Below are 25068 nucleotides of genomic sequence, written 5' to 3' on the forward strand. Positions count from 1 at the left end.
GCTGATTCGACTCAGAGGCCGAAGGCGGCCTTCACTTCGCGAGTGCGGTTGTGCTCGAAGACGAACGACAGGAACGGGATGGTGCCCGCCAGGCAGGTCAGGGCCGTGGTGGCGGGCTTCCAGCGCGCCTTGATGCCCAGGTCGATGGTGAAGACCAGGTAGATCATGTAGAAGATGCCGTGTACCTGGCCGATGTAGAACAGCCAGTGCGGGGCGGTGCTGGAATCGTCCAGCAGCAGGTACTTGTAGATCATCTCGCCGCACAGCACCAGCAGCCAGACGCCGGTGATGTAGGCGAGCGCGCGGTAGCGGATCAGCGCGCCGCGGATCTTCTCGGGCGCGGCGGCACCGAGCGGGCGGGGAGCCAGCGTGGTGGTCTCATCGGCGACCGGTGTTTTCGCGGTGTTGTCGCTGGTGCTCAACCGGCGCTCCTCTCGGGGTGGTGCAGCCCGGCCGCACGGACCTTCTCATCCATATCGCGGGCGTGCAGATCGGCCAGGTACCTGTTGTATTCGGCGAGCTCGGGATCATCGTCCTTGGCCGCCGTCGGGCGCTCCGGCAGGATGCCCGCCGGAATCTCGCGCGGCGCCGCCGATTTCGGCCGGCGCGGCCGAGGATCGGGGGCGTCGACCGGAATGGACTCGACTTCGGGTGCGTCTTCGCGCTTGGCTTCCTTCTCCAAGCGCACGAACCGGATGTAAGCCCACACCACGAATCCCGCGAACAACGGCCACTGCAAGGCGTAGCCGAGATTCTGATACGTGCCGCCACCGGATTCGAATCGAGTCCACTGCCAATAGCCCAGTCCCAGGCACGCCAGGAAAGCCACGACCACGAACACGATCAGGGCCGGACGGCGATGGGGAGCGGACACGACCTCTACGGTACCTGCCTACTACGGGTCCCGTAGTAGGCAGGTGTGCTGGTTAGAACTTGTATGTGACCCCGGTCAAACGCTCCGACTCTTCCCACAGGCGGCGCTGCAGATCGCGGTCCTGCGAAATCTTGCTCGACGGCGATGCCTCGACCGGTCCCTGGCTGCCGAACCAGCGGGTCGGACCCCAGTAGACGTTCGGGTCGGCGTCGGTCTTGGTGGCCGCGAACAACGAGGAGTAGGCCGCGTGGAACGGCGACTGGCCCACGATCCGGATGAAGGGCTTGGAGACCTTGTCCAGGAGGGTTTCGGTCTGGGTGAACAGGTCGGTCGCCGAGACGCCCGGGTGCACGGCGTAGGAGCGCTTGGTCGATCCCGCCGCCTCGAGCCGGTGCTGGAGTTCGCGGGCGAACATCAGATTCGACAGCTTGGCCTGCGCGTAGGCGAGATTGCGCTGGTAGCGGCGGTTCTCGTAGTTGAGGTCGTCGATCCACAGCTTGGGGGTCTGCTTGTGGGCGATGGAGGCCAGCGTGACCACCCGGTCGCGCACCCGGTCCAGCAGCAGCCCGGTCAGCGCGTAGTGGCCGAGATGGTTGACGCCCCACTGGGTTTCGAACCCGTCCTTGGTGCGTGAGAACGGAATGTTCATCAGGCCCGCGTTATTGATGAGCACGTCGAATTCGCCCTGGCTGTCGGCGAACTCGCGCACCGAGGCGAGGTCGGCCAGGTCCAGCGTCGCGACCCGCACATCGCCCTCGATGCGGTCGGCCACCTGCTGCGCCTTGGCGGCATTGCGGCAGGCCATGATGACGGTCGCGCCCTTGCCCGCGAGCACCTTGGTGGTCTGCTCGCCGAGCCCGCCATTGGCGCCGGTGATCACGAAGGTGCGTCCGGACTGGTCCGAAATTTCGCTGGGCTTCCATGCCATGGCTGTGTGACCTCACAATTCGAGTCGTTTGTTCGACCTTACTTCAGAGTAAGTTCCGGCGATAGACCGGAGTGGTGAAGCCGGGAGCCGCGGGCAGAAACTTGTGACAGTCATAAAAAGATGCTGATAATGAGTTTATGACATCCTCGCCGACCGGCGCGCCACTGGGCCTGCGCGAGCGCAAGAAGCTGCAGACCAGGCAGAACATCTCGAACACCGCGACCAGGCTGTTCATGGAGCGCGGGTACGACACGGTCACCATCGCCGAGATCGCGGAGGCCGCGGAGGTCGCCAAGATGACGGTGACGAACTACTTCCCGCGCAAGGAAGACCTGGTGCTGGATATTCACGACGCCTTCGTCGCGGGCCCGGCAGACACCGTGCGCGGGCGGCGGTCCGGCGAGTCGGCGCTGGCGGCGCTGCGGCGGGTGTATCTGGCCGCGGTGGCCGGGAAGGATGCGGTGCTGGCGGGATTCTCGGGGCCGGATTTCGCGGCCCTGCTCACCGGAAGTCCCGCCTTGGTCGCGCGGCTGCGTGAGTTCCACGAGGATCGTGAGCGCCTGCTGGCCGAGGTCCTGGCCGAGGAAACCGGCGCTCCCGCAGGAGATTTCACGGCGCGGGTGGCGGCCGCGCTGCTGGGTGGTGTGCATAGAGTGCTGTTCGAGGAGGTGTTGCGCCGCACGGTCGAGGGGGAGTCGAACGAGACCATCGCGGCCGCCCTGACCGAGCGGGCCGCCACCGCCTTCGACACCTTGGAGCCCGCGCTCGGCGACTACGCCATCCGATCGAACTGATCGGTCGCCCTGCCGTATTGCCCGGTTTGCCGTGTCGTTGCCGGATCATCGCTGGTGAGCGCCACATACTGGGCCGATGACCGGTGCCAGCGTCACCGCCGAGCAGCCCACCGCGCCACAGCCCTTGAGCAAGGCGCGCAGAAACGTCATCTTCGGAACCGTCGCCCTCGGCATGCTCATGGCCGCGCTCGACTCCACCATCGTCTCCACGGCCCTGCCGACCATCGTCGCGGACCTGGGCGGGGCCGGGCACATGGCGTGGGTGGTCACCTCGTATCTGGTGGCCGAGGCCATCGCGACCGCGCTGTCCGGCAAGTTCGGCGACCTGTTCGGCCGCAAGCTGGTGTTCCAGCTCAGCGGCGCCATCTTCATCATCGGCTCGATGATCGCCGGGCTCTCCCAGGGCATGACGCTGCTGATCGTCGCGCGGGCCATCCAGGGTCTAGGCGCGGGCGGGCTCATGGTCACCTCCATGGCGCTGATCGCCGATGTCATCCCGCTGCGCGAGCGCGGCAAGTACCAGGGCGCGCTGGGCGCGGTCTTCGGCATCACCACGGTCATCGGGCCGACGCTGGGCGGCCTGTTCACCGACCATCTGAGCTGGCGCTGGTGCTTCTACGTGAACGTTCCCGTCGCCATCGTCATGATCGCGCTGGCGGCCCGCACGATTCCGATGACCAAGGCGGTCGTCAAGCCGATCGTGGACTACCTCGGCATCGCCCTGGTCGCCGTCGGTGTCACCTGCCTGATCCTCGGATTGGAATGGGGCGGACAGGAATACGCGTGGGGCTCGTCCATGATCCTCGGGCTGTTCGGGGCCGCGGCGGTGCTGCTGGCCACCTTCGTGTTCGCGGAGTTCCGGGCCAAGGAGCCGATGCTGCCCATGCATCTGTTCCGCAGCAATGTCTTCACGGTGTGCTCGATCCTGAGCTTCATCGTCGGCTTCGCACTGCTGGGCGCGATGACCTACCTGCCCGCGTATCTGCAATACGTGGAAGGCGTTTCGGCGACCGCGTCGGGTGTGCGCACGCTGCCGCTGGTGGTCGGATTGTTCTTCACCTCCATCCTGTCCGGCAATATCGTCGGAAAGACGGGGCACTACAAGATCTTCCCGATTCTCGGCTGCGCGATCATGGCGGTGGGCCTGTACCTCATGTCGACCATGGGGCCGGGCACCGGCTTCTGGCTCATGTCGCTGTACATGCTGATCCTCGGCCTGGGCGTCGGTCTGGCCATGCAGGTGCTGACCATCGCCGTGCAGAACAGCGTCCCCTATTCGGATCTGGGCACCGCGACCTCCGGGGTCACCTTCTTCCGCACCATCGGCAGCGCCTTCGGCACCACCGTGTTCGGCACCCTCTACTCGAATCAGCTGCGGCCGCATCTGGCCTCGGCGCTGATGGAGACGCGGGTGCCGCCGGAGTCGGCGCAGAATCCGGCGCTGCTGCGGGAGCTGCCGAAGGAACAGTCCATGCCGATCGTGCAGGCGTACGCGGACTCCATCGATTTCGTCTTCCGCTGGGTGGTGCCGGTGGCGCTGCTCGGCTTCGTGGTGGCGTTCTTCCTGAAGCAGGTGAAGCTGCGCGACAGCGCGCGGGCCGAGGCCACCGATGTGGGGGAGCAGTTCTCCATGCCGGATTCGGCGGACCGGCTGGTGCAGTTGGAGCGGGGCATCGCGCGGGTGCTGCGCAAGCTGCGCGACAATGCCGTGCCGGATCCGGGAATCCTTGCGGCGGCGGGCAGTTCGCTGGGCCGCGATGAGGCGTGGGCGCTGGGGCAGGTGCGCATGTACAACCGCCTGCGCGGCACCGCGACGCTGGACGATATTGCCCGAACCCATTGGATCCCTGCCGAATTGATCGGCCCGGTATACGAGAAGGCCGAACGTGACGGCCTGCTCCGGCGCGACGGCGACGTCCTGAACCTGACCGACAAGGGCGTCGAAGAAGTCGACCGGGTGCGTGGCGCGTGGAAGCACTGGCTCGAAACTCAGCTCACCGATTGGGATTCCACCGATCCTGCCGATCGCGAACTGCTGGATCAAGCCATCGACAATATCGCCACCAAACTCCTCGACGAGGCCGACCGGCCCGATGTCCTGCCGGTCGGCCGCTGAGCGGATCTCGCGATCAGGCGTCGACCTTGGCCGGTCGCACCGTGGCATCCCAGTCGATTCGGAACCGCTGCTCGCCGCCGAGCATCTGCTCCGGATCCATGCGCTTGAACATCATCGGCATCATGATCTGCATGGCCTTGCGGGCGATCGGCCCGGCCGCCTTGGTCCGATTCATCCGCGCCACCCGGGCCGCGACGCCCTCCACCCGCGGGCGGCGCAGCGCCTCGTAGGTGGCGAAAGCCCGTGCCGGATCATCGATATCGCGCAGGCAGCGCGCCAGTTCGATACCGCTCTCGATGGCCAGCGAGGCCCCCTGCCCGGAGGTATTGCTGGGCGCGTGGATGGCGTCGCCGGTGAGCACCATGCGGCCCCGGTACCAGTGCGGCACCGACGGCATGACGTGCAGCGCTCCGACCACGGACAGCTCGGCCGCGGTGGTGTTGCGGGCCAGCCGCTCGCCCGGCTCCTCCCCGGCGTACGCCTCGCGCAGCCGGCGCAGCCATTCCTCGGCCGGTATGGCCTGGGCCTCGGTCAGCGAGTAGTACTGCTCGCTGGGCAGATTCGCACCCCACGCGACGCGGCCGTCGGGCATGGCCCAGTACAGGTAGTAGGCCCGCTTGCCGAAGGAGAAGACCATCTGCTCCGGTTCCAGGTCGATATCGCATTCGGTGTAGGCGCCGAGTCCGAGCATGCGCAGATACGTCGGCCCGGGAGCGTTCGGATCGACCAGGGTGCGCACGGTGGAACGGATTCCGTCCGCGCCGATGAGCACGTCGGCGGTGGCGCTGCTGCCGTCGGCGAAGATCGCGGTCACGCCGCCGGCGTGCTCCTCGACCTCGACCAGCCGCTTGTCGTACTCGAAGCGGACACCGGCGGCGACCGCATTGTCGTGCAGGATCTCGTGCAGCACGGGACGGTCGATCGCCTGCAGCGGCTCGACGTTCTCGAGCCCGGGCAGGTCGAAACGCTTGCCGTTCACCGACATCGAGGATTTGGAGATGGGGACGGCCTGCGCGCGCACCGCGTCGGCGGCCCCGACGATCTCGAGGGCGGCGACGCCGTTGGGTGCGAGCGCCAGATTGGATCCGATGCCGTAGGCGGGGCCCGGGTAGGCCTCGAAGACGGTGACATCGATGCCCGCCTTGTGCAGGGCGGTCGCGGTGACGGGACCGGAAATGCCGCCGCCGATGACGATTGCGGAGTTGGTAGACATGGTTCTCTCCAGAAGGTGTTCGTAGGTTTTTCGAAAAACCCCGAACCGGCGCGCGTATGGAGAACCCAGTTATCCTGTAGTTGCCAAACTCGGTGCCGGGTTCGCCTGCACGGACGCGGTTCGAGACGGTGTGTTCCCGGGCTTCGGCGGCGGTGTTGCAGCACCCCCGTCGGGGCCCGGTCCATTGCATGGACGGTGTTCGAGCGTGTGATCAGCCCTGGTCGGTGTCCGGCGCGGGCGCTCCCCCTTCCGCCAATTCGACGAGCTCGGCGGGCATGACGCCGTCGCGATGCCAGGCGCGCCAGACCTCCGTATCGGGGAAGCTGCCGTCGGCCAGCGAATCGCGCAGGGCGCGAGCCCAATCGGCCTCCGCGCTCAGCATGGTCAGCTCATAGTCGTCTTCGACCAGGAAAAGGCGCGGCACTGTGCCTTCCAGAGCGGCCAATTGGGCGCGGGATTCGGTAATGGTCTTGTCCAGCTTGGTGATTCGCTGGGTGAGCAGGTCGATGACCTCGTCGGGCGGCAGCACCGACAGGACGGACAGCCCGGCCAGGAACCGGCCCTTCTCGGCCTCCGGCTCGGAGACGAGTTCCCTTGTCCAGTCGGTGAGTTCGGCACGCCCGGCCTCGGTGATCCGGTAGATGGTCCGCTCCGGCCGCGCCCCGTCGCGCTCGCTGCCGGTGACCTCCAGGAAGCCGTGCTTGGTGAGGTTGTCCACGACGGTGTAGAGCGATCCCCACTTGATGCTCATATCGGATTCCTTGCCCCATGCCCGCAACCTGGCAGCGATCTCGTACCGGTGCATGGGCTGGACGGCCAGGGCGGAGAGCACCGCCAACCCCATCAGATTGGCGACCTTGCGCTTGCGGGCCATTCGGCACCTCCTTACTCGTCTACGAATATACGTCTACGAGTATTCGGCCACAAGTACTCAGTCGGAATCGATATAACCCACCGTCATTGACGGTTTTCGCCACGGGCCGCACACTCGGAGGGGTGGCGGATGCCGGGGTGGAGGTACTGATCGTCGGGGGCGGTCCGGTCGGACTCACCGCCCGCGCGCTGCTGAACCGCTGGGGTGTGCGGACCTTGCTGGTGGAGCGTCACCGTGAGCTGTCGCCCTTCCCGAGGTCGCGGCTGGTCAATGTGCGGTCGATGGAGATATTCCGGCAGCTGGGCCTGGCCGGGACGATCCGGAGCCGGGCCTTCGGGCCCGAGTTCGGCCGGGTGCGATTCCGGGAGACGCTGGGCGACAGCGACTTCGGCGCCGAGGCGCTGGTCGGCGTCGCCGCGCCGATACCGGAGAGCCCCGAGACCGGTGTGGTCACCTCGCAGGATCGGCTGGAACCGACGCTGCTGGCCGCCGCGGACACGCCGGTGCGGTTCGACGTCGAACTCGTGGATCTGGTCGAGGATTCCGAGGATGTGGTGGCGATGCTCGCCGGCCGCGTCGACGGTGCCCGCGAACAGGTCCGCGCCCGCTATGTGATCGCCGCCGACGGGGCCAATTCCACCGTTCGGCACCTGCTCGGGATCGGCACCACCGGTCCCGGCGCGATCGGGAACACCACCACCGTGGTCTTCGATGCCGATCTCGGCCGGTGGTGCGCCGATCAGCCCGCCGGGGTCTACTTCACCGCACACGGGTCGTTCACGCCGCTGTACCCAGAGGGCGGCTGGGCCTGGTTCGGCCCGGCGCCGCGCGGCACCGACTTCGACTGGGCCGCCCTCGTCGCGCAGGCCTTCGGTCCGGGCATCGATATCCCGGTGGAGGTGCTGCGGGTTCAGCATTGGGTAATGAATGCCTTTGTCGCCGAACGGTTTCGCCACGGCCGGGTGCTGCTGGCCGGTGATGCCGCACACGCGGTCCCGATCCTCGGCGGTCTCGGCATGAACGTCGGCGTCGCCGATGTGCACAACCTGTGCTGGAAGTTGGCCGGTGTGCTGCGCGGCTGGGCGATGCCGGAGCTGCTGGAAACCTATGCGACGGAACGGCTTCCGGTGGCCCATCGCACGCTGCGGCAAGCGGTGGCCAATGCCGAGCGGGTCCGCCACGCCCAGGCCGCGCGCCGGGCGCACCGGGAATCCGGCGAGACGGCGGATTCGGATGTCGAATTGCCCTGGACCGACAGGTATTTCGATCAGATCGGGCTGGTGCTGGGTGTCGCCTACGACTCCGCGGCGGTGCGGCCGGACGGCAGCCCGCCGCCGCCCGAGAGCGCTACCGCATACCTCCCCAGCGGGCGGCCCGGCACACGCCTGCCGCATGCCTGGTTGGGGCCGGGCCGCTCCGGACTCGATGCGGTCGGCGAGTGGTTCACGATTCTCGCCCCGGACCCCGCCGACTGGGAAAAGCGGGTCACCACAACGCTTCCGGTCCACTTCGAGCACTTGCCCGACGACTACGCGGACCTGTGCGGTGTCGGCCCGAGCGGGGCACTGCTGGTCCGGCCGGACGGCCACATCGGCGCGCGCTGGCCCGACGCGCCCGGGGGATCGGTGAATCTCTAAGCGGGCGCGAATCTTCCGCGCAGGTAGTCCGCCGTGGCCTGGTCCGCGGGCAGGAACGCCTCCAGGTGCAGCTCCGAGAGCGTGATGTCGGTGGCGGTGGCGAACGAGGTGATGGTGGTGATCAGCCGCAGCTCGCCCGCCTCCGAGGTCAAGCGCAGCGGCACCGCGAAGCCGAGGTGGCCCGGACCCGGATCCACCGGCGGCAGATAGCTTTCCAGCTCGGCGATGAGCGCGTCGAGCGCGGGATCCGGGCTGCGCCCGGCCCGATTACGCAGGCTGTCGGTGACATGGCGGCCCCACTCCGGCAGGTTCAGCACCCGCCGTGCCAGCCCGTCCGGATGCAGGGCCAGCCGCAGCACATTGAGCGGCGCCTCCAGCAGTTCCGGCGCGCACCCCTCGGTCAGCAGCGCGAAGCCGGGATTGGCGGCCACCAGCACCCCGAACGGCCGGGTCACCACCGCCGGGTAGGGGAGATGCCCCTGCAGGATGGTGTCCAGCGCGAACCGCACCGCACCCAATTCCGGTGCGTCCAGCGAGGATTCGGGAAAGATCGGCGCGTACCCGGCCGCCAGCAGCAGGCCGTTGCGCTCGCGCAGTGACAGCCCCAGCACCTCGGCCAAGCGCACCACCATGGTCCGCCCCGGATGCGAACGCCCCTGCTCCAGGAAGCTCAGATACCGCTGGCTGGTCTCGGCGGCAATGGCCAGATCGAGCTGGCTCAACCGCCGCCGCGTACGCCACTCGCGCAGTTGCTGGGCGAACGGGTTGGTCGTCGTCGCCACCGCCATGATCGTCATGCCTCCACTCTGTGCCCGCGAGGGCCGCGCCGCGATTCCCCGGAGGGTATGAGAGATTCCAACTCTCGTAACTCTCAGGGGGCTACGCCCCCCGAACCCCCCTCAATGATTCCCTACAGGGAATCGCGGGTGCGCATCGTCTCGAGCAGACTCGGTTCTCGACAACGAGATTCGAACAGTTTCGGAGAGAACCATGAACGGCATTGCCTACCACCTGGAACCGCGGCGCGGACTCGACGGCCTGACCACCCGTGAGCAGCGGATGCCGGAACCCGGACCGCACCAGGTCGTGGTGAAGGTGCGGGCGACCGCGCTCAACCGCCGCGACATCATGCTGATGGACGGCAACTACGTGCTGCCCGCCACGCCCGGCGTCGTGCCGCTGGTCGACGGCGTCGGCGAGGTCATCGCGATGGGCGACGGTGTGACCCGCGCGGCCCTCGGCGACCGCGTGGCCGGGACCTACTTCCTGGCCTGGAACGACGGCCCGCAGCTGCAGGCGCAATCCGCGCAGCAGTACGGCGCGAACCACGACGGCTGGCTCGCCACGTACGTGCTGCTGGAGGAGGACTCGGTGGTGCACGTGCCCGCGTTCCTCACCGATGCGGAGGCCGCGTCGCTGACCTGCGCGAGCCTGGTGGCCTGGGCCGCGCTCACCAAGCCGGTGCCCGCCGGACCGGGGGAGACCGTGCTGACCACCGGCACCGGGACGGTGGCGCTGGCCGCGGTGCAGCACGCCAAAATGCTGGGCGCCCGGGTCCTTTCGATCACCTCCTCGGCCGCGAAGGCCGAGCGGCTGCGCAAGCTGGGCGCCGACGAGGTGATCGACCGCACCGAGGTGCCGGACTGGGAGCGCGCGGTGCTCGACCTCACCGGCGGCGAGGGCGTCCAGCATGTGGTGGAGGCGGTCGGCATGCCGACCCTGCCGAAATCCGTTGCCGCGTCGGCCTACAACGCCCAGGTGACCTTGATCGGGGCCTTCGCTCCGGCGCCGGGGCAGCCCCAGCCGCCGAGCCTGTTCGGCGGCAAGTTCGTGTCGATCCGCCGTATCGCGGTCGGGAGCCGGGCCGATTTCGAGGCCATGAACTCCATGCTGGACGAGCACCGGATGCGGCCCGTGATCGATCGCGTATACCCGTTCGAGCAGGCGGTCGAGGCGTACCGGTACTTCATGCAGGGCGACCCGTTCGGCAAGGTTGTGATCACCCTGCCGTGATCGCGTCAACGCGACTCGGCAACTTATTGGCAATCGATTCGAATAGATATCCACCTGGAACTATTTCCTTACCGTGTAGCCGGTTCGACCGCCTGGCAACCCTGTGTACGGTCGGTGAAGGAGAGTCTTTTCGGATCGGCGGGCGAGTACTTCGACTCGAAGGAGTTCCCGGGTGGCGGTGGGTGCGGTTCGTGAGAAACCCGAAGTGGCGCGGGAACAGCCCGCCACCCCGTCCGCCGACGGCACCCCCGGCCTGGCCGCGCCGGGGGAGATGTCGCCCAAGGTGCTCGTCGGACTCGTCGTTCTCTCGGCGGGCGTGGTGTTCGCCCTGATCGGCGGCACCCTGCGCGCCGGATTGGTCAACCCGGGCGGTGGGGACGAGCCCGGCAAACCGTCCTCGAGCACCACCCAGCCCGTCAATGCCAAGCCCCCGGCGCCCACCCCCGCGCCGCCGCCCGCACCGGCCGCCCCGGTGCAGATGCCCGCCCCCGCACCGGAGACCCAGCAGTACGTTGCGCCCGCGCCCGCGCCCGCGCCCGACCCGACCACCGAATCCGCCGCGGCCCCGCCCCCGCCGCCCGCGCCCGCCCCGCCGGCGCTGCCCGACATCCTGGCCCCGATCCTGCCGTTCCTGCTGCCCCCACCCCCGCCTCCGCCGCCCGCCCCCTGACGCCGCGGCCCGGAATCCGAAGGAGGACCGCCATGCTCGGCACCGTCGACGAGATCCGGCGCGACGCGGACGATATCGATCCCCGCCGCCTGGGCCTGGTGGTCCTGGTCGCGGCCCTGATGGCCGCCGGGGTGGGAGCGGGCATGTGGCTCACCGGCTCCGGCGATCGCCCGATCGCCGACACCTCGATCGTCAATGTGGTCCGCCCGCGCCACGACAGCCCGGCGCCCGCGCGGCGGCCACCCGAGATCGCACCGGCCGTGCAGGTGCCCGCCACGCCGAATCCGGCCCCGGCCGAAGCGAATCCGGCCCCACCGCCGCCGGTCGCGCCCGTGGCGCCGCATCCGGTGGAGATCCCGGTCGTGATCGGCCCGGACACTTCGGGTCCCGTCGACGCGTCGCCGGATGTGCCCGCGCCGCCCGATGATTCGGCTCCGGTCCCGAACTAGATTCCGGAAATGCCCGCGAGCTGACCGATTCCGTAGGTGACGGCCATGGCCAGCGCGCCGCCGATGACGACCCGCAGCACCGCGCGGCGCGGATTGCTGCCGCCCAGACGCGCACTCACCGAACCGGTGATGGCCAGCGCCACCAGCACGGCGGCGAAACAGACGGGGATGCGCCACTGCACCGGCGGCAGCAGGATGGCCAGGATCGGCAGGATCGCGCCCAGGGTGAACGACACGGCCGAGGACAGCGCCGCATGCCACGGATTGGTGAGATCGTGTGGGTCCAAACCCAATTCGGCCTCGGCGTGGGCGGCGAAGGCGTCGTGCTCGGTGAGTTCCTTGGCCACCTGCCGGGCGGTCTCGGCGCTCAGGCCCTTGGCCTCGTAGATCTGGGTGAGTTCGGCCAGTTCGTATTCCGGCTCGTCGGCCAGCTCCTGCCGCTCCTTGGACAGCAGCGCGCGCTCGGTGTCGCGCTGGGTGCTGACCGAGACGTATTCGCCGACGGCCATCGAGATGGCGCCCGCGGCCAGGCCCGCGATGCCCGCGGTGAGGATGGCGCTGGTGTCGGTGGAGGCGGCGGCGACGCCGACCACCAGACCGGCGGTGGAGACGATGCCGTCGTTCGCGCCGAGCACGCCCGCGCGCAGCCAGTTGAGCTTGGACGCGAGGCTGGCGTCGTGTGGCTCGTGCGGGTGCGTCGCGCCGGTCGCGTCGGGTCCGGAGGTGTCGTCCACGTGGGCAGCCTAATTCACCGGCGGGCGGTCATGCGGTAACGCGATCGGGGGAGGGATCGCTCCCATTTGCGGGGTATGCGGACGGTTTGCTGGAACGATGGTGATCATGGTGCGTTTCTGCAGTCGGTACTGGGCGGTCATCCTCCCGCTGGTGGCAGCCGTGGTGCTGGCCGCCTCGTGGGGCCGGGAGCTGAACCCGGTCGTGGCGGTGCTGGTCGGGGTCTGGCTGATCGGCGCGACGCTCTCGGCGGTCTATCACGCGGAGACGGTGGCGCATCGGGTCGGCGAGCCGTTCGGGTCGCTCATCCTCGCGGTGGCGGTGACCATCATCGAGGTCGGGCTGATCGTGACGCTCATGGTGTCGAGCGGGGAGAAGGCCGCCTCGCTCGCGCGCGATACCGTCTTCGCCGCCGTAATGATCACCTGCAACGGCATTTTCGGCCTGTCGCTCCTGGTGGGCGCGCTGCGCCGAAGGGTGGCCGTCTTCAATGCGGAGGGCACCGGCGCGGCGCTGGCCACGGTCGCGACGCTGGCCACGCTGAGTCTCGTGCTGCCGACCTTCACCACCAGTGAGCCCGGCCCGGTCTTCTCCGCCTCGCAGTTGATCTTCGCGGCGGTGGCCTCGCTGGTGCTCTACGGCGTCTTCGTGATGGTGCAGACGGTCCGGCATCCGGACGACTTCCTGCCCGTCGAGGGTGTCGCGATCGACGCGGATGACGAGCACGAGGACCCGCCCACCAAGCGGCAGGCTCTGCTGAGTCTGGGTTTGCTGCTGGTTGCCTTGATCGGTGTGGTCGGCCTGGCGAAGGTGGTCTCGCCCAATATCGAAGCCGGTATCGCCGCGGCCGGTCTGCCGCAGTCCGCGGTCGGCGTGGTCATCGCGCTGCTGGTGCTGCTGCCCGAGACCATCGCGGCCGTGCGCGCCGCGCGCCGCGAGCGCATGCAGATCTCGCTGAATCTCGCGCTGGGTTCGGCCATGGCCAGCATCGGCCTGACCATTCCGGCCATCGCGCTGGCCTCGATCTGGATCGAGGGCCCGCTCATGCTCGGCCTGGGCGCGACCCAGATGGTGCTGCTGGCGCTGACGGTGGTGGTCGGCGCGTTGACCGTGGTGCCGGGTCGCGCGACTCTGCTCCAGGGCTGTGTGCACCTGGTGTTGTTCTCCGCCTTCGTTTTTCTGGCGGTCAGCCCGTAATCAGGAGTTCCAGCCGTAGACCTGGCCGTCACGCATTTCGACCGACGTCGCGGGTTTGGTCGCGTGATGCCGGGATAGCAGGGCCATGACCTGAACCCGCCCGCGCGTGGTGACGCCGTCCTCGGTCCAATGCACATAGGGGTGCACGAGTTTCGCGAATTCCGCCCAGTCGCCGGCCTCGATCGAGTGCAGGACCGCCGACACTGTGTTGTCCACAGCGACAGTGAACACGCCGCGTCCGGGTTACGTGTGGGTTCGATGGGAATCAGGGGTTGCTGCTAGATCACTCAATTCTGGTTTAGGTATGGCTCTCGGTCTCGAAAAGGTCTCAGAGAGGGTTCGCGCGATAGGTGCTGGAGATCACAAGCATGACCGATCTGCTCTGATAACACGTTCTAGAACCGCAGGTCGCATGCATGTCCGCCCCGTTGACCGGGCGTGACAGATTGCGTACTCGTCGGTAGCTTGATGGTCTCGATCACATCACAAAGCGATTTGTTGTAACTCGCCGTAACCATTAGCTTTGATGGCAGGCAGTGTTGCCGATCACGGAGAAGAATTTTGAAGCTCGCCACCCCACGCCGGTTCCGGCGTCCTGATGAAGTAGTCCCGCGATGACCCGGGCCGTCAAGAGTCGGTCCGCCGCGCGCATCGTCCGCGACAACTTCTCCGGCACCACGGTGGCGTCGCTGCGCACCTTCGGGCGTGCGGTCGGCATTGCCGAGGAGGCGGTGGTCGGCACCTTCACCGATATCGTGCGCCGCGAATTCCAATGGAAAGAGGCCATTCTCCAGGCTTGGCGGCTGATTACCGTCACCGCGATTCCGGCCGTGCTCATCGCGATTCCGTTCGGCGTCATCGTTTCCGTGCAGGTCGGCAACCTGATTCACACGCTCGGCGCGGATTCGCTGCTGGGCGCGACCGGCGGCCTGGGCGTCATCAAGCAGGGCGCGCCGCTGGCGACCGGCTTCCTGCTGGGCGGCGCGGGGGCCGCGGCGCTGGCGGCGGATCTGGGCGCGCGCACCATCCGCGAGGAGATCGACGCGCTGAACACCATGGGCATCAGCCCGATTCACCGCCTGGTGATCCCGCGCCTGGTCGCCATGGTCTTCGTCGCGCCGCTGCTGAACGTGCTCATCATCTTCGTGGGCGTGCTCGCGGGCTACGGCGTCGCCATCGGCGGGCAGGGCGTGACGCCCGGCTCGTACTGGTCCACCTTCGGCTCCTTCACCACCACCGCCGACGTGTGGGTGTCGCTGTTGAAGGCCGTGATCTTCGGCTTCCTCGTGGTGATCATCGCCTGCCAGCGCGGGCTCGAGGCCAAGGGCGGCCCGCGCGGTGTCGCCGACGCGGTGAACGCGGCGGTGGTGCTGTCGGTGGTGTCCATCGTGACCGTGAACCTGGTCGCCACCCAGATCACCGACATGTTCCTGCCGACGAGGCTGGCCTGATGTCGGCTACCTACGTGCCCAAGGGGCTGGGCTGGGCCGCGCGCGCCTACCGCCGCCGGGGACTGATCCTGCGCCGGGTGGAGAACCTGGGCTTCGTGCTCGCCTTCGTCTGGCAGGTGCTCTCGTCGATCCCGTTGACGCTCAAGCGCTATCGCAGCGAGACCATGCGCGCCATCTCCGATATGACCTGGGGCCGCGGCTCGGTCATCGTGGGCGGCGGGACCGTGCCGATGATGATCGTGCTCGGCCTGGTCATGGGCGCGTCGGTCGCGGTGGAGTCGTTCACGACACTGGACATGCTGGGCATGGGCCCGGTGTCGGGTCTGGTGTCGGCCTACGCCACCACCCGTGAGCTGGCCCCCATCGCCGCCGCCATCGGCTTCGCGGCTCAGGCGGGCTGCCGCATGACCGCCGAGATCGGGTCCATGCGCATCTCCGAGGAGATCGACGCCATCGAATCCCTCGGCCTGCGTTCGGTTCCCTTCGTGGTGACCACCCGCGTGCTGGCGGGCGCGGTCGCCATCATTCCGACCTTCCTGATCGCGCTGATCCTGTCGTATGCGGCCTGCCGCGGGCTGATCACGCTGGTGCACGGGGCCTCGGCGGGCGTGTACGACCACTATTTCTTCCAGTTCGTGTCCGGATTCGACGTGATCGCGGCCGTGGTGAAGGTGGCCATCTTCGCGGTGGTCGTCATCCTGATCCACTGCTACTACGGCTTTTTCGCCACCGGCGGTCCCGAGGGCGTGGGTATCGCCTCGGGCAAGGCCGTGCGCGCGTCGTCGGTGGCGATCATCGCCATGGACATGGTGCTGTCGCTGTCCCTCTGGGGCTTCAACTCGGCGATTACGTTCACGGGGTAGGGGATGCCGAATTACGGAATGCCGGGTGTGGCCGTGGATCGCAAGCGCGCGATGACGGTCGGCGCGGTCGCGCTGGCACTGGTGATCGCGGTCGCCGCGGGCTGGTCGCTGTACCGGTCGCAGCAGGCCGAACCGGGGCTGCCGATCTCACTGCGCACCGAGCAGATCGGTGACGGCGTGCTGGTCGGCACCGAGGTGCGGGCCAATGGCGTGGTGGTCGGCAAGGTCACCGATATCGCGCCGGACCAGCATGGGACGCAGCAGATCTCGCTGCGGCTGGACGACACCAAGCTGTTCGGGATCGACGACAGCCTGCAGATCGATTACGCGCCCGCCAACCTCTTCGGCATCAGCGAGATCGAACTGCGCCGGGGCGCGGGCGGTTCGCCGCTGCGCTCGGGCACGGTGCTGGACTTCACCGGCCGCCGCGCGTCCGAGGTCTACGACGCCACCATGGGCTCGATCCTGCGCAGCGCCTCGCAGGTGGGCGGTTCGGTGCTGACTCCGCAGATGGCCTCGGTCATCGCGCAGGCCGCGGCCGACACCCAGGCGTTCACGCCGCTGGCGCAGGCGCTCATCACCGCGCAGCGCACCATCACCAACAACCAGAAGATGCCGATGTCGGAGCTGTTCGGCAATCTCGGCCCGGCCTTCGACGGCGGCGGCAAGTTCGCGGGCGCGACCGTGCAGGTGGTGGATCTGATCCGCAGCATGCAGCGCCTGCAGAACGATCGCGCCGCCTACGACAAGGGCGTGGCGACCGTCACCGGGCAACTGCTGCCGATTCTGGCGAACACCTTCGCCCAGGCCGGGACTCAGCTCTCCGGCACCACCGACATGCTGGTGCCGGTGCTGACCGCGCTGGCGCAGATGGTGCCGCAGCCGCAGCAGTCCGCGGTCGAGTTGAGGCAGCTGCTCGAGCGGTTGCGCGCGGCCATGCCCGACAACGGGCAGGGACCGGTGCTGAATGTGGAGGTCGAGCTGAAGGGCGTGCCCGCCATCGCCGTTCCTCTGTTGGGAGGGGCGCGATGAGTGTGAAAGCGGCCGCGTGGCGGCTGGCCTTGTTCGCGGGCGTGATCGCGGTGGTGCTCATGCTCATCATGACCGCGATCCAGCGGCCGGTGTCGGGTAGGACCGAGACCCACGACGCGATCTTCACCGACGCCAACGGCCTCAAGGTCGGCGATGACGTGCGCATGTACGGGGTGCAGGTCGGCAAGATCAAGAACATCAGCCTCGAGGGTGCGAAGGCGCGAGTTCAGTTGTCGGTCAAGACCGATGCGCCGATCTACGACAACTCCAAGCTGGCCATCCGCTACCAGAACCTCACCGGGCAGCGGTACATCGATCTGCAGCAGCAGCCGCAGCCGGGCAATCGGATCGCGGCGGGCGCGCGCATCGGCGACGACCACACGGTGCCGTCGTTCGATGTGACGCAGCTGTTCAACGGCCTGAAGCCGGTGTTGCAGACCATTTCTCCCGAGGCCATCAACCAATTCAGCGCCAGCATGGTGGCGTTGATCGAAGGTGACGGCAGCGGTGTCGGACCGGCCCTGGACGCGATCGGGAAACTGGCGTCGTACGTGGACAATCGGCAGCAGGTGATCTGGACGCTGATCCGGAACATGTCGGATCTGTCCGACCGGCTGGGCGGGCGGGTGCACTACCTGGTGCCGCTGCTGAAGCAGCTGTCCGACATCTTCGAGGCGTTGCAGCAGAACATCGGCGGCCTGGCGCAGTTCGCCATGACCGCGCCGTCGGTGCTGCGGCCCATCGACAATCTGCTGACGTCACTGGGCATCACCAGCGGCTCCGATGTGGACGCGCTGATCCGCAAGGTCTTCCCCGACGCCAAGGAGGCGGTGGAGACCTTCGGCCGCCTGCCCGCGGTGCTGGGTGCGGCCGACGTGTCCGCCGGCGGCCCGGGCGGTTGGAAGCCGGTGTGCAGCAAGGGCACCGCGGATGTTCCCGCGGTGGTCAAGGTGCTCATCTCGGGACAGCAGGTGGCGATATGCAACGGATGAGACTGCCGAACCTGCTGCGGCGGGACGATCGCGTCGTCGACGACGCGACCAAGCAGAAGCGCAATCTGCGCAAGGGCATCATCGGCGCGATCGTGGTGGCGCTGGGCCTGGCGGCCGCGGGTGCGCTGTACGTGGTGCCGTTCGGCAAGCACACCTACACCGCGGAACTGTCCGAGGCGCAGTCGGTGAAGGCGGGCGACGATGTGCGTATCGCCGGGATCTCCGTCGGTGAGGTCAAGTCCCTGGAACTGAAGCCGGACAAGGTCGTCATGCGCTTCACCGTGAAATCCGATGTGTTCCTGGGCGATCAGACCTCACTCGACATTCGCATGCTGACCATCGTCGGCGGCCACTACGTCGCGGTGTTCCCCGCCGGGAGCAAGCCGCTGGGCTCCGCGCCCATCCCGGCCGACCGGGTGCGCCTGCCCTACAGCCTGGTCGAGACCTTCCAGGACGCGGCCACCCCGCTGGCCAAGATCGACGGCTCCACGCTCAACAAGAACCTTGCGGCGCTGGGCAATTCGATCGACGGCGCGCCCGACAGCCTGCGCACCACGCTGGCCACGGTCCAGACCTACGTGGACGCGCTGGACAAGCAGCGCAGCCAGGTGTCGAACGCGGTCGCGGTGGCGGACGAGTACGTGCGCATGTACGACGGCGCGAAATCCGATCTCGGGCGGCTCATGGACAACGCCAATCTGCTGGTGACCGTGCTCGACGACAAGCACACCGAGATGGCCGAGGCCATCCGGCTGCTCAGCGACGTGCTCGGCCGGCTCGGCGGCGTGGAACCCACGTTCTCGGATCTGAAGCCCAAGCTGACCGATGCCATCACCCAGCTCGAGCAGCTCGGCCAGAAGTTCGCCCCGACCCTGACCGCCGCGCAGGACCTGCAGAAGAAGCTGTCGGACCTGGTGATTCCCGACGGCGGCGTGAAGGTCGACCAGTCGGGCCAGACCGTGACCCTGCCGCAGGTGTGCATTCCGGTGCCGGGGAAGGACTGCTGATGTTCAAGCGGATGCTCGGATCGCAGGCGTTCATGTCGGTCGCCGGTGCGGTGCTGGTCGTGGTGCTCGCGGTGGTCGGCTATTTCATCTGGTTCGACCCGATGAAGAAGACCGTCTCCTACTGCGCCGTCATGCCCGACGCGGTCGGCCTCTACGCCGGCAACAAGGTGACCATGCGCGGAATCCCGGTCGGCACCGTCGATTCCATCGATACCGACGGCACCAAGGTGAAGGTCAAGTTCACCGTGGACGCCCAGTACCCGGTGTACGCGGACGCCGCGGCCACCACGGTCTCGGATTCCATTGTGGCCGACCGCAATCTGGCGGTGCTCAATACCGGCAAGGACCTGAAGCACTGGGATGCGTCGCAGTGCATCACCAGAACCCTGACGCCCAAGAGCATTACCGAGACGCTGACCGCGCTCGCCGACCTCTCGTCGCAGCTGCAGCAGACGCAGGCCCCGGATGCGCTGGCGCACGGCCTGTCCGGGCTCGACACCGCCACCCAGGGCGCGGGACCGCAGATCAACGAGATCGTGAAGAAGCTGGGTTCGGCGCTGTCGCAACCGGATGCCGACATCGGCCACCTGGCGGGCATCTTCGACGCCTTCGCCTCGGTCGGTCAGAAGGTCGAGGAGCACTGGGGCGATCTGCGTTCCATGCTGCTGCGGCTGGGCCCGGCCCTGAACAATGCCACCACCGAATTGATCGGTCCCGGTGCGCAACTCATCGACCGCCTCGGTGACGTGCTGCCCATGCTCAACGATCTGGTCACCATCGCGGGCGACCCGATCATGACGGCCCTGAACGACACCCTGCCGCTGGTGCGCCTGCTGCGCGCCAATGTCGGCTCGCTGTCGGAGGTCGTGCTCAAGCTGCCGGTGCTGACCAATGCCGCCCAGCACATGATGGGCGACGGCGTCACCTACGGCTCGCCGCGCGCGGCGCTCCCGGCCCCGCAGGCCGAACAGGTCTGCGCCGCCGTCAACGCGGCCTCCCCGGGCGCGTGCGCCGATGCCGCCAACGGCCTGGTGAACGTCCCGCTGGTGCCCCTGGTGCTCGGAATGGCAGGTGCGCGATGAGAATCGGACGCTGGGACATCAGCATCGACACCGGATCCTCCCGTCCCCGTGGTGGGCGACCCCGTCATCCCGGCATGCTTTTGGCCGGGATCCACCCCGCCGCTGTGGATTCCGGCCAAAAGCGCGCCGGAATGACGAAGGGGGCGTCTCGCCGCGTGAAGCGAGCGGGTGCTGCCGTGCTGGCCGCCGGGCTGCTCGTCGGCGTGGGCGGCTGTGCCTTCGATCCGTCGTCGGTGCCGGTGCCCGGGACCACGATCTCGGGGCCGACTTACCGGATCCACATCGAGTTCGGGAATGTGCTGAATCTCCCCGCCAAGGCGAAGGTCATCGCCAATGGCGCGCAGGTGGGTTCGGTGAGCGGTGTGCGCGTGGTGGATTCGGCGCATTCGAGCGGACGCGGCGGGTATGTCGTGGTGGACGCCGATATTTCGTCGAAGGTGCAGCTGCCGACCGCGACTGTGGCCGAGCTGCGGCAGAATACGGTGCTCGGTGATATTCACCTGGCGCTGACCACGCCGCCGGGCGGGTTCGGTTCGCTGTTGCAGGACGGCGGCACCATCACCCAGGAGCACACCAAGCCGCCGGTGCAGCTCGAGGACACCATGGCCGCGCTGGCCGCCTTCACCCAGGGCGGGGCGATCAATCAGCTGCAGGACATCATCAACCGGTTCAATGCCGTGCTGCCGCAGGATCCCGACGAGACCAAGCGGATCGCGCAGAACGCAGCCGGGAACGCGGTCGATCTGGCGGCCAATCTCGACAAGGTCGACAGCCTGCTCAACGGCCTCGGCGTGAACGCCCAGGTGCTGCACGATCGCGCGGACTTCCTGGACCATCAGCTCAGCCAGGAGTCGGTGGACGCCATGACCGGCGTCACCAATTCCATCAAGGGCGTCACCCAGATCTTCGCGGTGCTCGGGCAGCTCGGACAGTCGCTGGTGTGGCTGGCCCCGCTGGCCGGTGCGCTGGATCCGGTGACGCAAGCCTTTGCGCCGCTCGCCCTTTCGGGAAAGCCCCTGGATCTGTCGCAGCCGTCGAACCTGTCGGCGCTGGTATCGCTGGTGCGGGACAAGCTGATTCCGTTCGTGGAGAACGGGCCGAAGGTGAACATCACCGGGATCAAGGCGGATTCGGTTTCCCGCGACGACCAGGTCACCAACATTCTGGCCGGACTGCGCATGATCGGCGCTGTGCGATGAAAGAGATTGGGGCCGTTCGATGAAGTGGGGTTCGCTGGCGTCGCTGGGCGGCATCGCGGTCGTCACCGTGGTGGGCGCGAGCTATCTGACCTTCGGTGTGGTGCGGGCCGATCCGTTCGCGCACTACACCGACGCGTCCATGGTGATGCCGAATTCCGGTGGCCTGAGCGTGGGTTCGCCGATTCTGCTGACCGGCATGAAGGTCGGCAAGGTCACCTCGGTGGACTCGACCGCGCGCGGCGTCGAGGTGGGTTTCCGCATCGACGGTGATCGCAAGCTGCCCACCAACAGCGATATCACCATCGAGCAGCTCTCCGCGCTGGGTGAGCCGTACGTGGAATTCCGGGCCAAGGCCCCGGGCGGGCCGTACCTGAAGGACGGGCAGCGCCTGGACACCGCGGCGGTCAAGTCGCCGCTGTCGATTCCCGAGGTGTCGCGGCTGGTCAACAAGGTCATGAACCAGCTGGACCCGAAGGTGGCGGCCTCGCTGGCCAGCACCCTGGGAACGGCGTTCCACGACACGGATTCGTCCATGCCGAACCTGACCCGCGCGGGTGATCTGCTGGCCCAGGCCATCATGAGCCGCGAACCCAAGATCGCCCAGCTACTCAACAGCTTCCAGGCTGCGGCCTCGAATATCGCGGGCATGGGCGAGGCGACCGCGGCAGCCGCACCGGCATTCGTGCAGTTCGAGCAGTCGCTCGAGGAGCTCATCAATGCCGTCGGTAGACTGGTGGACCGTGCCCCAGGCCCCCAGGCCTATGTGGAGGGCAACGGGCTGGCACCGTTCCTGGTCAAGCTGAGCGACTGGCTCCAGCAGGCCGGACCCGAATTGAAGACCCTCGCCCCGCAGCTGCAGCCGCTTGCCGATGCCGCACGCACGGCCGGGCCGCAAGTCAATATCAGCAGCTTGATCTCGCAGGCGCTCGCGTCCACCGGTGACGGTGCCGTGCGTGTGCAGGTCAACGTGAAGTAGCAGTACCCAGCTAGGAGGAGACCCCATGTCTCAGGACACCGAACCCACGCTGCCGACCGCGCAGCCGCAGGTCAAGACGGTTTCGTTGAAGCTGTCGACGCTGCTGCTCACCGGCGCGGCCGTGCTGCTCGTCGGTGCGCTCGTGTGGGTCACCGTGCTGTGGCAGTCCGCGCGCGGCGATCTGAAGGACCGCGACGCGCAGGCGGCCGACGACAAGCACGCCGCGCAGGTCGCCTCCGACTACGCCCTGGGCGCGGCCAACCTCAACTACGCCGACTTCAATGCCTGGACCTCGCGTCTGAAGGCGAACACCACCCCGGCGCTGGCGGGCAAGTTCGACGCGACCGCATCGAAGCTGCAGGAGATCCTGGTTCCGTTGAAGTGGACCTCGAGCCCCACCCTGCTCAGCTCCCAGGTCATCAACCGAGACAACGGCGTCTACAAGGTCAACGTCTATCTGAACGTCAACTCCACCAACGCCCAGAACCCCGACGGTGTCCTGACCACCATCTACTACACGGTCAACGTCGATCCCAAGAGCGACTGGAAGGTCACCGACGTCGGCGGCATCGACCTCCCGCTGCCCAAGCAGTAACCCTGCGGCCACGAGATCCCGGCCCCGCCAGAGCATTTCGCTCGGGCGGGGCCTTTCGCATGTCCGGGCTGCGCCCTTCGCGCCTCGCGTGGCCGGCGGAGGGTGCAGACTGAAGGGCGGATTTCAGGCATATCACCCACCGGGAAACGACGGAGGAGTCGGGCATGGAACTGGGTCTGCACTACTGGAACTATTCGACACCCGCCGAACCCGGGCGGATCGCGTCCACCCTGGCGGCCACCGCCCGCATTGCCGAACAGGCGGGGTTCACGCAGTTCACGGTCATGGACCACTACTTCCAGATGGAGCACAGCGGCACGGCCGACGAACCCATGCTGGAGGGGTACACGACCCTCGGCTATGTGGCCGCGCTGACCGAGCGGATGCGGCTGGGGCTGCTGGTGACCGGCGTGATGTACCGGCATCCGGGCCTGCTCGCCAAGATCGTCACCACGCTGGACGTGCTCTCCGGCGGCCGGGCCGAACTCGGCATCGGCGCGTCCTGGTACGAGCGCGAGCAGCGCGGGCTCGGGGTGCCGGTGGTCCCGATGGGCGAGCGGTTCGAGCGCCTCGAGGAGACGCTGCAGATCTGCCTGCAGATGTGGGGTCCCGACAACGGGCCGTACAAGGGCGAGCACTACCAGCTGGCCGAGACCCTCTGTGTGCCAGCGCCTTTGACCCGCCCGCACCCGCCCATCCTGATCGGCGGCGGTGGCGAGAAGAAGACGCTGCTGCTGGTGGCCCGCTACGCCGACGCCTGCAACCTCTTCGCGAGCTCGGTCGAGGATGTGGCCCGCAAGCTCGAGGTGCTGCGCGCGCATTGCGAGGCAGAGCAGCGTGACTACGACGCCATCCGCAAGACCGCGCTGTACGTATCCCGTTCCGGGCTCGCCGACCCGGACGAGGTGGTGCGGACCGCCGAAGAGCTGGCCGCCCTGGGCATCACCCAACTGGATTTCATGCCCGACGGCGATCCGGTCGCCTACACAACCGATTTCGCCGAACGCCTGCTCCCGCGCTTGACCTCGATCTGACGCTCCTACCCGTCATCCCGGCGTGCTTTTGGCCGGGATCTCACTGCCGCCGTGGATTCCGGCCAAAAACATGCCGGAATGACGTGGGGATTCCGGGAGTTCGGTATCATCGCGCGCGCTTGCTCACCACCTGGAGGAACCGTGCCCGCGAACCCCACCGCCGCCGAACTGCTGGCGACCGTCGAAGCCTCCCCGCGGGCGGTCGGCGCGCACGACAAGGCCGCCTGGGTGGGCCTTTTCGCCGAGAACGGCAGTGTGGAGGATCCGGTCGGCTCGCGCCCGCACGTCGGGCGCGCGGCCATCGAGCGCTTCTATGAGACCTTCATCGCGCCCAACGGCATCGTCTTCGACGTCACCAATGACGTGGTGTGCGGCATGACGGTGTTCCGCGATCTGAGCATCGCCACCACCATGTCCACCGGCGTGACGTTGCACGTGCCGATGCACCTGCGTTACGACCTGGAGGACGTGGACGGCACCCTGAAAATCCGTGCGCTGCGCGCGCATTGGGAGCTGGCGGGCATGATCGGCCAGCTCCTGGGTTCCGGCACGCAGGGCCTGCTGGCCGGGGCCAAGCTCGGCCCGCAGCTGCTCGGCAATCAAGGCGTCGGCGGCGCAATCGGTTTCATGTCCGGCCTGCGCGGCGTCGGCAAGCCGGGCAAGGCCGCGGCGGGCCGGTTGCTGGACGCGCTCGGTCGCGGTGATTCCGCCGCCGCCCGCGCGGCGCTGGTGCCGGTGCCGCGCCTGGAGTGGGGCACCGACGGCGCGATGTCGCTGGAGGACTTCGCCACTCGGGTGAAGGGTCTGCGCTGGAGCAAGGCGCTCGCGGCCGGGCGCACGGTCACCGCGACGGTGGACACCCGGCAGGGCAGCGGTATCGCCGAACTCGACTTCACCGCCGGCCTGCGCATCGAGTCCGCGCGAATCTTCGTACAGGCCAGCTAATCCCGGATACCGGCGATCTCGGCCAGGGGATTCTTACCGCTGAACGTGGTGCCCCCGGCCGCGCCGACCACCTTCCCGTGCACGCTGATCAGCCACTGGCCGCACACACAGCGCAGATACTGCACGCCGGGGTGTGCGGCGACAGTGGGGGAGGGCCAAGCGCAGGAGGGGCATTCGGCGATCATCAGCACATCCTGGTGGTGCGAGCGCCGAATGACCATGATCGACACGCTGCAACCCACAAAACGATTGCGTGTCACGCGAGACTCGCCGTGCTTGATTTGCCAATTGGCCCAGCGGAACTCGTCGGCGGCTGACCCGTCTCCCCGTCATTCCGGCATGTTTTGGCCGGAATCTACCGCGGCAGTGTGGATCCCGGCCAAAAACATGCCGGG

At 67.8% G+C, this 25068-nt stretch carries 27 protein-coding genes; 18 read left to right on the forward strand and 9 right to left on the reverse strand.

The window, feature by feature from the left end; all coding sequences use genetic code 11:
* Positions 1-11: 11 nt before the first annotated feature.
* From ON43_RS07915 to ON43_RS07925, 3 genes are read right to left on the reverse strand one after another with little or no spacing between them, the layout of a single operon-like run.
* Positions 12-422, reverse strand: coding sequence for a DUF3817 domain-containing protein (locus tag ON43_RS07915; protein WP_083913227.1), 411 nt, complete (start codon positions 420-422; stop codon positions 12-14).
* A complete protein-coding gene (locus tag ON43_RS07920) occupies positions 419-874 on the reverse strand; it encodes a hypothetical protein (protein WP_063712506.1) in 456 nt (151 codons plus the stop codon). The genes ON43_RS07915 and ON43_RS07920 overlap by 4 nt, the downstream gene beginning before the upstream one ends.
* A gap of 52 nt (positions 875-926) precedes the next feature.
* The gene (locus tag ON43_RS07925) at positions 927-1802 is read right to left on the reverse strand and encodes an oxidoreductase (protein WP_040805311.1); all 876 of its coding nucleotides are present in this window, start codon (positions 1800-1802) and stop codon (positions 927-929) included.
* Between the two features lie 137 nt (positions 1803-1939).
* Here ON43_RS07925 and ON43_RS07930 point away from each other — a divergent pair, with 137 nt between their 5' ends.
* A complete protein-coding gene (locus ON43_RS07930) occupies positions 1940-2596 on the forward strand; it encodes a TetR/AcrR family transcriptional regulator (RefSeq protein ID WP_040805314.1) in 657 nt (218 codons plus the stop codon).
* 76 nt (positions 2597-2672) lie between these two features.
* Positions 2673-4712, forward strand: coding sequence for an MDR family MFS transporter (locus tag ON43_RS07935; RefSeq protein ID WP_040805316.1), 2040 nt, complete (start codon positions 2673-2675; stop codon positions 4710-4712).
* Positions 4713-4725: 13 nt separating this feature from the next.
* On the opposite strand, the gene ON43_RS07940 is transcribed toward ON43_RS07935, so the two are convergent.
* Positions 4726-5925 carry an FAD-dependent oxidoreductase gene (locus tag ON43_RS07940; protein WP_040805317.1) on the reverse strand — a complete coding sequence of 400 codons (1200 nt, stop codon included), beginning with the start codon at positions 5923-5925 and terminating at the stop codon, positions 4726-4728.
* Between the two features lie 211 nt (positions 5926-6136).
* Complete coding sequence (locus ON43_RS07945; protein WP_040805319.1) at positions 6137-6799, reverse strand: PadR family transcriptional regulator; 663 nt, start codon at positions 6797-6799, stop codon at positions 6137-6139.
* Positions 6800-6921: 122 nt separating this feature from the next.
* Between ON43_RS07945 and ON43_RS07950 the strand changes: the two genes are divergently transcribed.
* Positions 6922-8436: an FAD-dependent monooxygenase gene (locus tag ON43_RS07950; RefSeq protein ID WP_040805376.1), complete on the forward strand. Its 1515-nt coding sequence runs from the start codon at positions 6922-6924 to the stop codon at positions 8434-8436.
* Here the strand turns inward: ON43_RS07950 and ON43_RS07955 are convergent.
* Positions 8433-9233, reverse strand: coding sequence for a helix-turn-helix domain-containing protein (locus ON43_RS07955; RefSeq protein WP_040805320.1), 801 nt, complete (start codon positions 9231-9233; stop codon positions 8433-8435). The two genes, ON43_RS07950 and ON43_RS07955, sit on opposite strands and share 4 nt — an antisense overlap.
* Before the next feature lie 193 nt (positions 9234-9426).
* Between ON43_RS07955 and ON43_RS07960 the strand changes: the two genes are divergently transcribed.
* The 3 genes from ON43_RS07960 to ON43_RS07970 all read left to right on the forward strand — a co-directional run bounded on the left by ON43_RS07960 (position 9427) and on the right by ON43_RS07970 (position 11568).
* Positions 9427-10449: a zinc-dependent alcohol dehydrogenase family protein gene (locus ON43_RS07960; protein WP_040805322.1), complete on the forward strand. Its 1023-nt coding sequence runs from the start codon at positions 9427-9429 to the stop codon at positions 10447-10449.
* Between the two features lie 172 nt (positions 10450-10621).
* The gene (locus ON43_RS07965; protein ID WP_040805324.1) at positions 10622-11119 is read left to right on the forward strand and encodes a hypothetical protein; all 498 of its coding nucleotides are present in this window, start codon (positions 10622-10624) and stop codon (positions 11117-11119) included.
* Between the two features lie 32 nt (positions 11120-11151).
* A complete protein-coding gene (locus ON43_RS07970; RefSeq protein ID WP_040805326.1) occupies positions 11152-11568 on the forward strand; it encodes a hypothetical protein in 417 nt (138 codons plus the stop codon).
* Here ON43_RS07970 and ON43_RS07975 read toward each other — a convergent pair.
* Positions 11565-12302, reverse strand: a complete 738-nt coding sequence (locus tag ON43_RS07975) for a VIT1/CCC1 transporter family protein (RefSeq protein ID WP_040805329.1) — start codon at positions 12300-12302, stop codon at positions 11565-11567. The genes ON43_RS07970 and ON43_RS07975 overlap by 4 nt on opposite strands.
* Positions 12303-12408: 106 nt before the next feature.
* Between ON43_RS07975 and ON43_RS07980 the strand changes: the two genes are divergently transcribed.
* Positions 12409-13497 (forward strand): calcium:cation antiporter, encoded by a 1089-nt coding sequence (locus ON43_RS07980; RefSeq protein WP_218003217.1) that lies wholly within the window; start codon positions 12409-12411, stop codon positions 13495-13497.
* Here the strand turns inward: ON43_RS07980 and ON43_RS07985 are convergent, their stop codons facing one another.
* A complete protein-coding gene (locus ON43_RS07985) occupies positions 13498-13713 on the reverse strand; it encodes a nuclear transport factor 2 family protein (protein WP_040805377.1) in 216 nt (71 codons plus the stop codon).
* A gap of 398 nt (positions 13714-14111) precedes the next feature.
* Here ON43_RS07985 and ON43_RS07990 point away from each other — a divergent pair, with 398 nt between their 5' ends.
* From ON43_RS07990 to ON43_RS08040, 11 genes are all read left to right on the forward strand, one after another.
* Entirely contained in the window at positions 14112-14948 is an 837-nt protein-coding gene (locus tag ON43_RS07990) for an ABC transporter permease (RefSeq protein WP_040805334.1), read from the forward strand.
* Complete coding sequence (locus tag ON43_RS07995; RefSeq protein ID WP_040805336.1) at positions 14948-15811, forward strand: ABC transporter permease; 864 nt, start codon at positions 14948-14950, stop codon at positions 15809-15811. The genes ON43_RS07990 and ON43_RS07995 overlap by 1 nt, the downstream gene beginning before the upstream one ends.
* A 3-nt stretch (positions 15812-15814) precedes the next feature.
* A complete protein-coding gene (locus tag ON43_RS08000; protein ID WP_040805337.1) occupies positions 15815-16843 on the forward strand; it encodes an MlaD family protein in 1029 nt (342 codons plus the stop codon).
* Positions 16840-17835, forward strand: a complete 996-nt coding sequence (locus tag ON43_RS08005; protein WP_040805338.1) for an MlaD family protein — start codon at positions 16840-16842, stop codon at positions 17833-17835. Before ON43_RS08000 ends, ON43_RS08005 begins: the two co-directional genes overlap by 4 nt.
* Positions 17823-18842 (forward strand): MlaD family protein, encoded by a 1020-nt coding sequence (locus tag ON43_RS08010; RefSeq protein ID WP_040805340.1) that lies wholly within the window; start codon positions 17823-17825, stop codon positions 18840-18842. Before ON43_RS08005 ends, ON43_RS08010 begins: the two co-directional genes overlap by 13 nt.
* On the forward strand, positions 18842-19924 hold the full coding sequence (locus ON43_RS08015; protein WP_040805378.1) for an MlaD family protein: 1083 nt from the start codon (positions 18842-18844) through the stop codon (positions 19922-19924). Before ON43_RS08010 ends, ON43_RS08015 begins: the two co-directional genes overlap by 1 nt.
* A gap of 155 nt (positions 19925-20079) precedes the next feature.
* Positions 20080-21123, forward strand: coding sequence for an MlaD family protein (locus tag ON43_RS08020; protein ID WP_245568503.1), 1044 nt, complete (start codon positions 20080-20082; stop codon positions 21121-21123).
* 19 nt (positions 21124-21142) lie between these two features.
* Positions 21143-22099: an MlaD family protein gene (locus ON43_RS08025; protein WP_040805343.1), complete on the forward strand. Its 957-nt coding sequence runs from the start codon at positions 21143-21145 to the stop codon at positions 22097-22099.
* A gap of 25 nt (positions 22100-22124) precedes the next feature.
* Positions 22125-22694: a hypothetical protein gene (locus tag ON43_RS08030; protein ID WP_040805345.1), complete on the forward strand. Its 570-nt coding sequence runs from the start codon at positions 22125-22127 to the stop codon at positions 22692-22694.
* A 164-nt stretch (positions 22695-22858) separates the two neighbouring features.
* On the forward strand, positions 22859-23728 hold the full coding sequence (locus ON43_RS08035) for an LLM class F420-dependent oxidoreductase (protein WP_040805347.1): 870 nt from the start codon (positions 22859-22861) through the stop codon (positions 23726-23728).
* Between the two features lie 141 nt (positions 23729-23869).
* Entirely contained in the window at positions 23870-24673 is an 804-nt protein-coding gene (locus ON43_RS08040; protein WP_040805349.1) for a nuclear transport factor 2 family protein, read from the forward strand.
* Here the strand turns inward: ON43_RS08040 and ON43_RS08045 are convergent.
* Positions 24670-24894 carry a hypothetical protein gene (locus tag ON43_RS08045; RefSeq protein WP_051178136.1) on the reverse strand — a complete coding sequence of 75 codons (225 nt, stop codon included), beginning with the start codon at positions 24892-24894 and terminating at the stop codon, positions 24670-24672. The two genes, ON43_RS08040 and ON43_RS08045, sit on opposite strands and share 4 nt — an antisense overlap.
* Positions 24895-25068: the final 174 nt, after the last annotated feature.

The organism is Nocardia concava NBRC 100430 (assembly GCF_000308815.1).
In the GTDB taxonomy this organism is placed as follows: domain Bacteria; phylum Actinomycetota; class Actinomycetes; order Mycobacteriales; family Mycobacteriaceae; genus Nocardia; species Nocardia concava.

Bases quoted from the DNA above. Each gene is read 5' to 3' on its own strand.
- ON43_RS07925 (WP_040805311.1), bottom strand. From the start codon at position 1,802: ATGGCATGGAAGCCCAGCGAAATTTCGGACCAGTCCGGACGCACCTTC.
- ON43_RS07930 (WP_040805314.1), top strand. From the start codon at position 1,940: ATGACATCCTCGCCGACCGGCGCGCCACTGGGCCTGCGCGAGCGCAAG.
- ON43_RS07935 (WP_040805316.1), top strand. From the start codon at position 2,673: ATGACCGGTGCCAGCGTCACCGCCGAGCAGCCCACCGCGCCACAGCCC.
- ON43_RS07940 (WP_040805317.1), bottom strand. From the start codon at position 5,925: ATGTCTACCAACTCCGCAATCGTCATCGGCGGCGGCATTTCCGGTCCC.
- ON43_RS07945 (WP_040805319.1), bottom strand. From the start codon at position 6,799: ATGGCCCGCAAGCGCAAGGTCGCCAATCTGATGGGGTTGGCGGTGCTC.
- ON43_RS07955 (WP_040805320.1), bottom strand. From the start codon at position 9,233: ATGACGATCATGGCGGTGGCGACGACGACCAACCCGTTCGCCCAGCAA.
- ON43_RS07960 (WP_040805322.1), top strand. From the start codon at position 9,427: ATGAACGGCATTGCCTACCACCTGGAACCGCGGCGCGGACTCGACGGC.
- ON43_RS07970 (WP_040805326.1), top strand. From the start codon at position 11,152: ATGCTCGGCACCGTCGACGAGATCCGGCGCGACGCGGACGATATCGAT.
- ON43_RS07980 (WP_218003217.1), top strand. From the start codon at position 12,409: ATGGTGCGTTTCTGCAGTCGGTACTGGGCGGTCATCCTCCCGCTGGTG.
- ON43_RS07990 (WP_040805334.1), top strand. From the start codon at position 14,112: ATGACCCGGGCCGTCAAGAGTCGGTCCGCCGCGCGCATCGTCCGCGAC.
- ON43_RS07995 (WP_040805336.1), top strand. From the start codon at position 14,948: ATGTCGGCTACCTACGTGCCCAAGGGGCTGGGCTGGGCCGCGCGCGCC.
- ON43_RS08000 (WP_040805337.1), top strand. From the start codon at position 15,815: ATGCCGAATTACGGAATGCCGGGTGTGGCCGTGGATCGCAAGCGCGCG.
- ON43_RS08005 (WP_040805338.1), top strand. From the start codon at position 16,840: ATGAGTGTGAAAGCGGCCGCGTGGCGGCTGGCCTTGTTCGCGGGCGTG.
- ON43_RS08010 (WP_040805340.1), top strand. From the start codon at position 17,823: ATGCAACGGATGAGACTGCCGAACCTGCTGCGGCGGGACGATCGCGTC.
- ON43_RS08015 (WP_040805378.1), top strand. From the start codon at position 18,842: ATGTTCAAGCGGATGCTCGGATCGCAGGCGTTCATGTCGGTCGCCGGT.
- ON43_RS08025 (WP_040805343.1), top strand. From the start codon at position 21,143: ATGAAGTGGGGTTCGCTGGCGTCGCTGGGCGGCATCGCGGTCGTCACC.
- ON43_RS08030 (WP_040805345.1), top strand. From the start codon at position 22,125: ATGTCTCAGGACACCGAACCCACGCTGCCGACCGCGCAGCCGCAGGTC.
- ON43_RS08035 (WP_040805347.1), top strand. From the start codon at position 22,859: ATGGAACTGGGTCTGCACTACTGGAACTATTCGACACCCGCCGAACCC.
- ON43_RS08045 (WP_051178136.1), bottom strand. From the start codon at position 24,894: ATGGTCATTCGGCGCTCGCACCACCAGGATGTGCTGATGATCGCCGAA.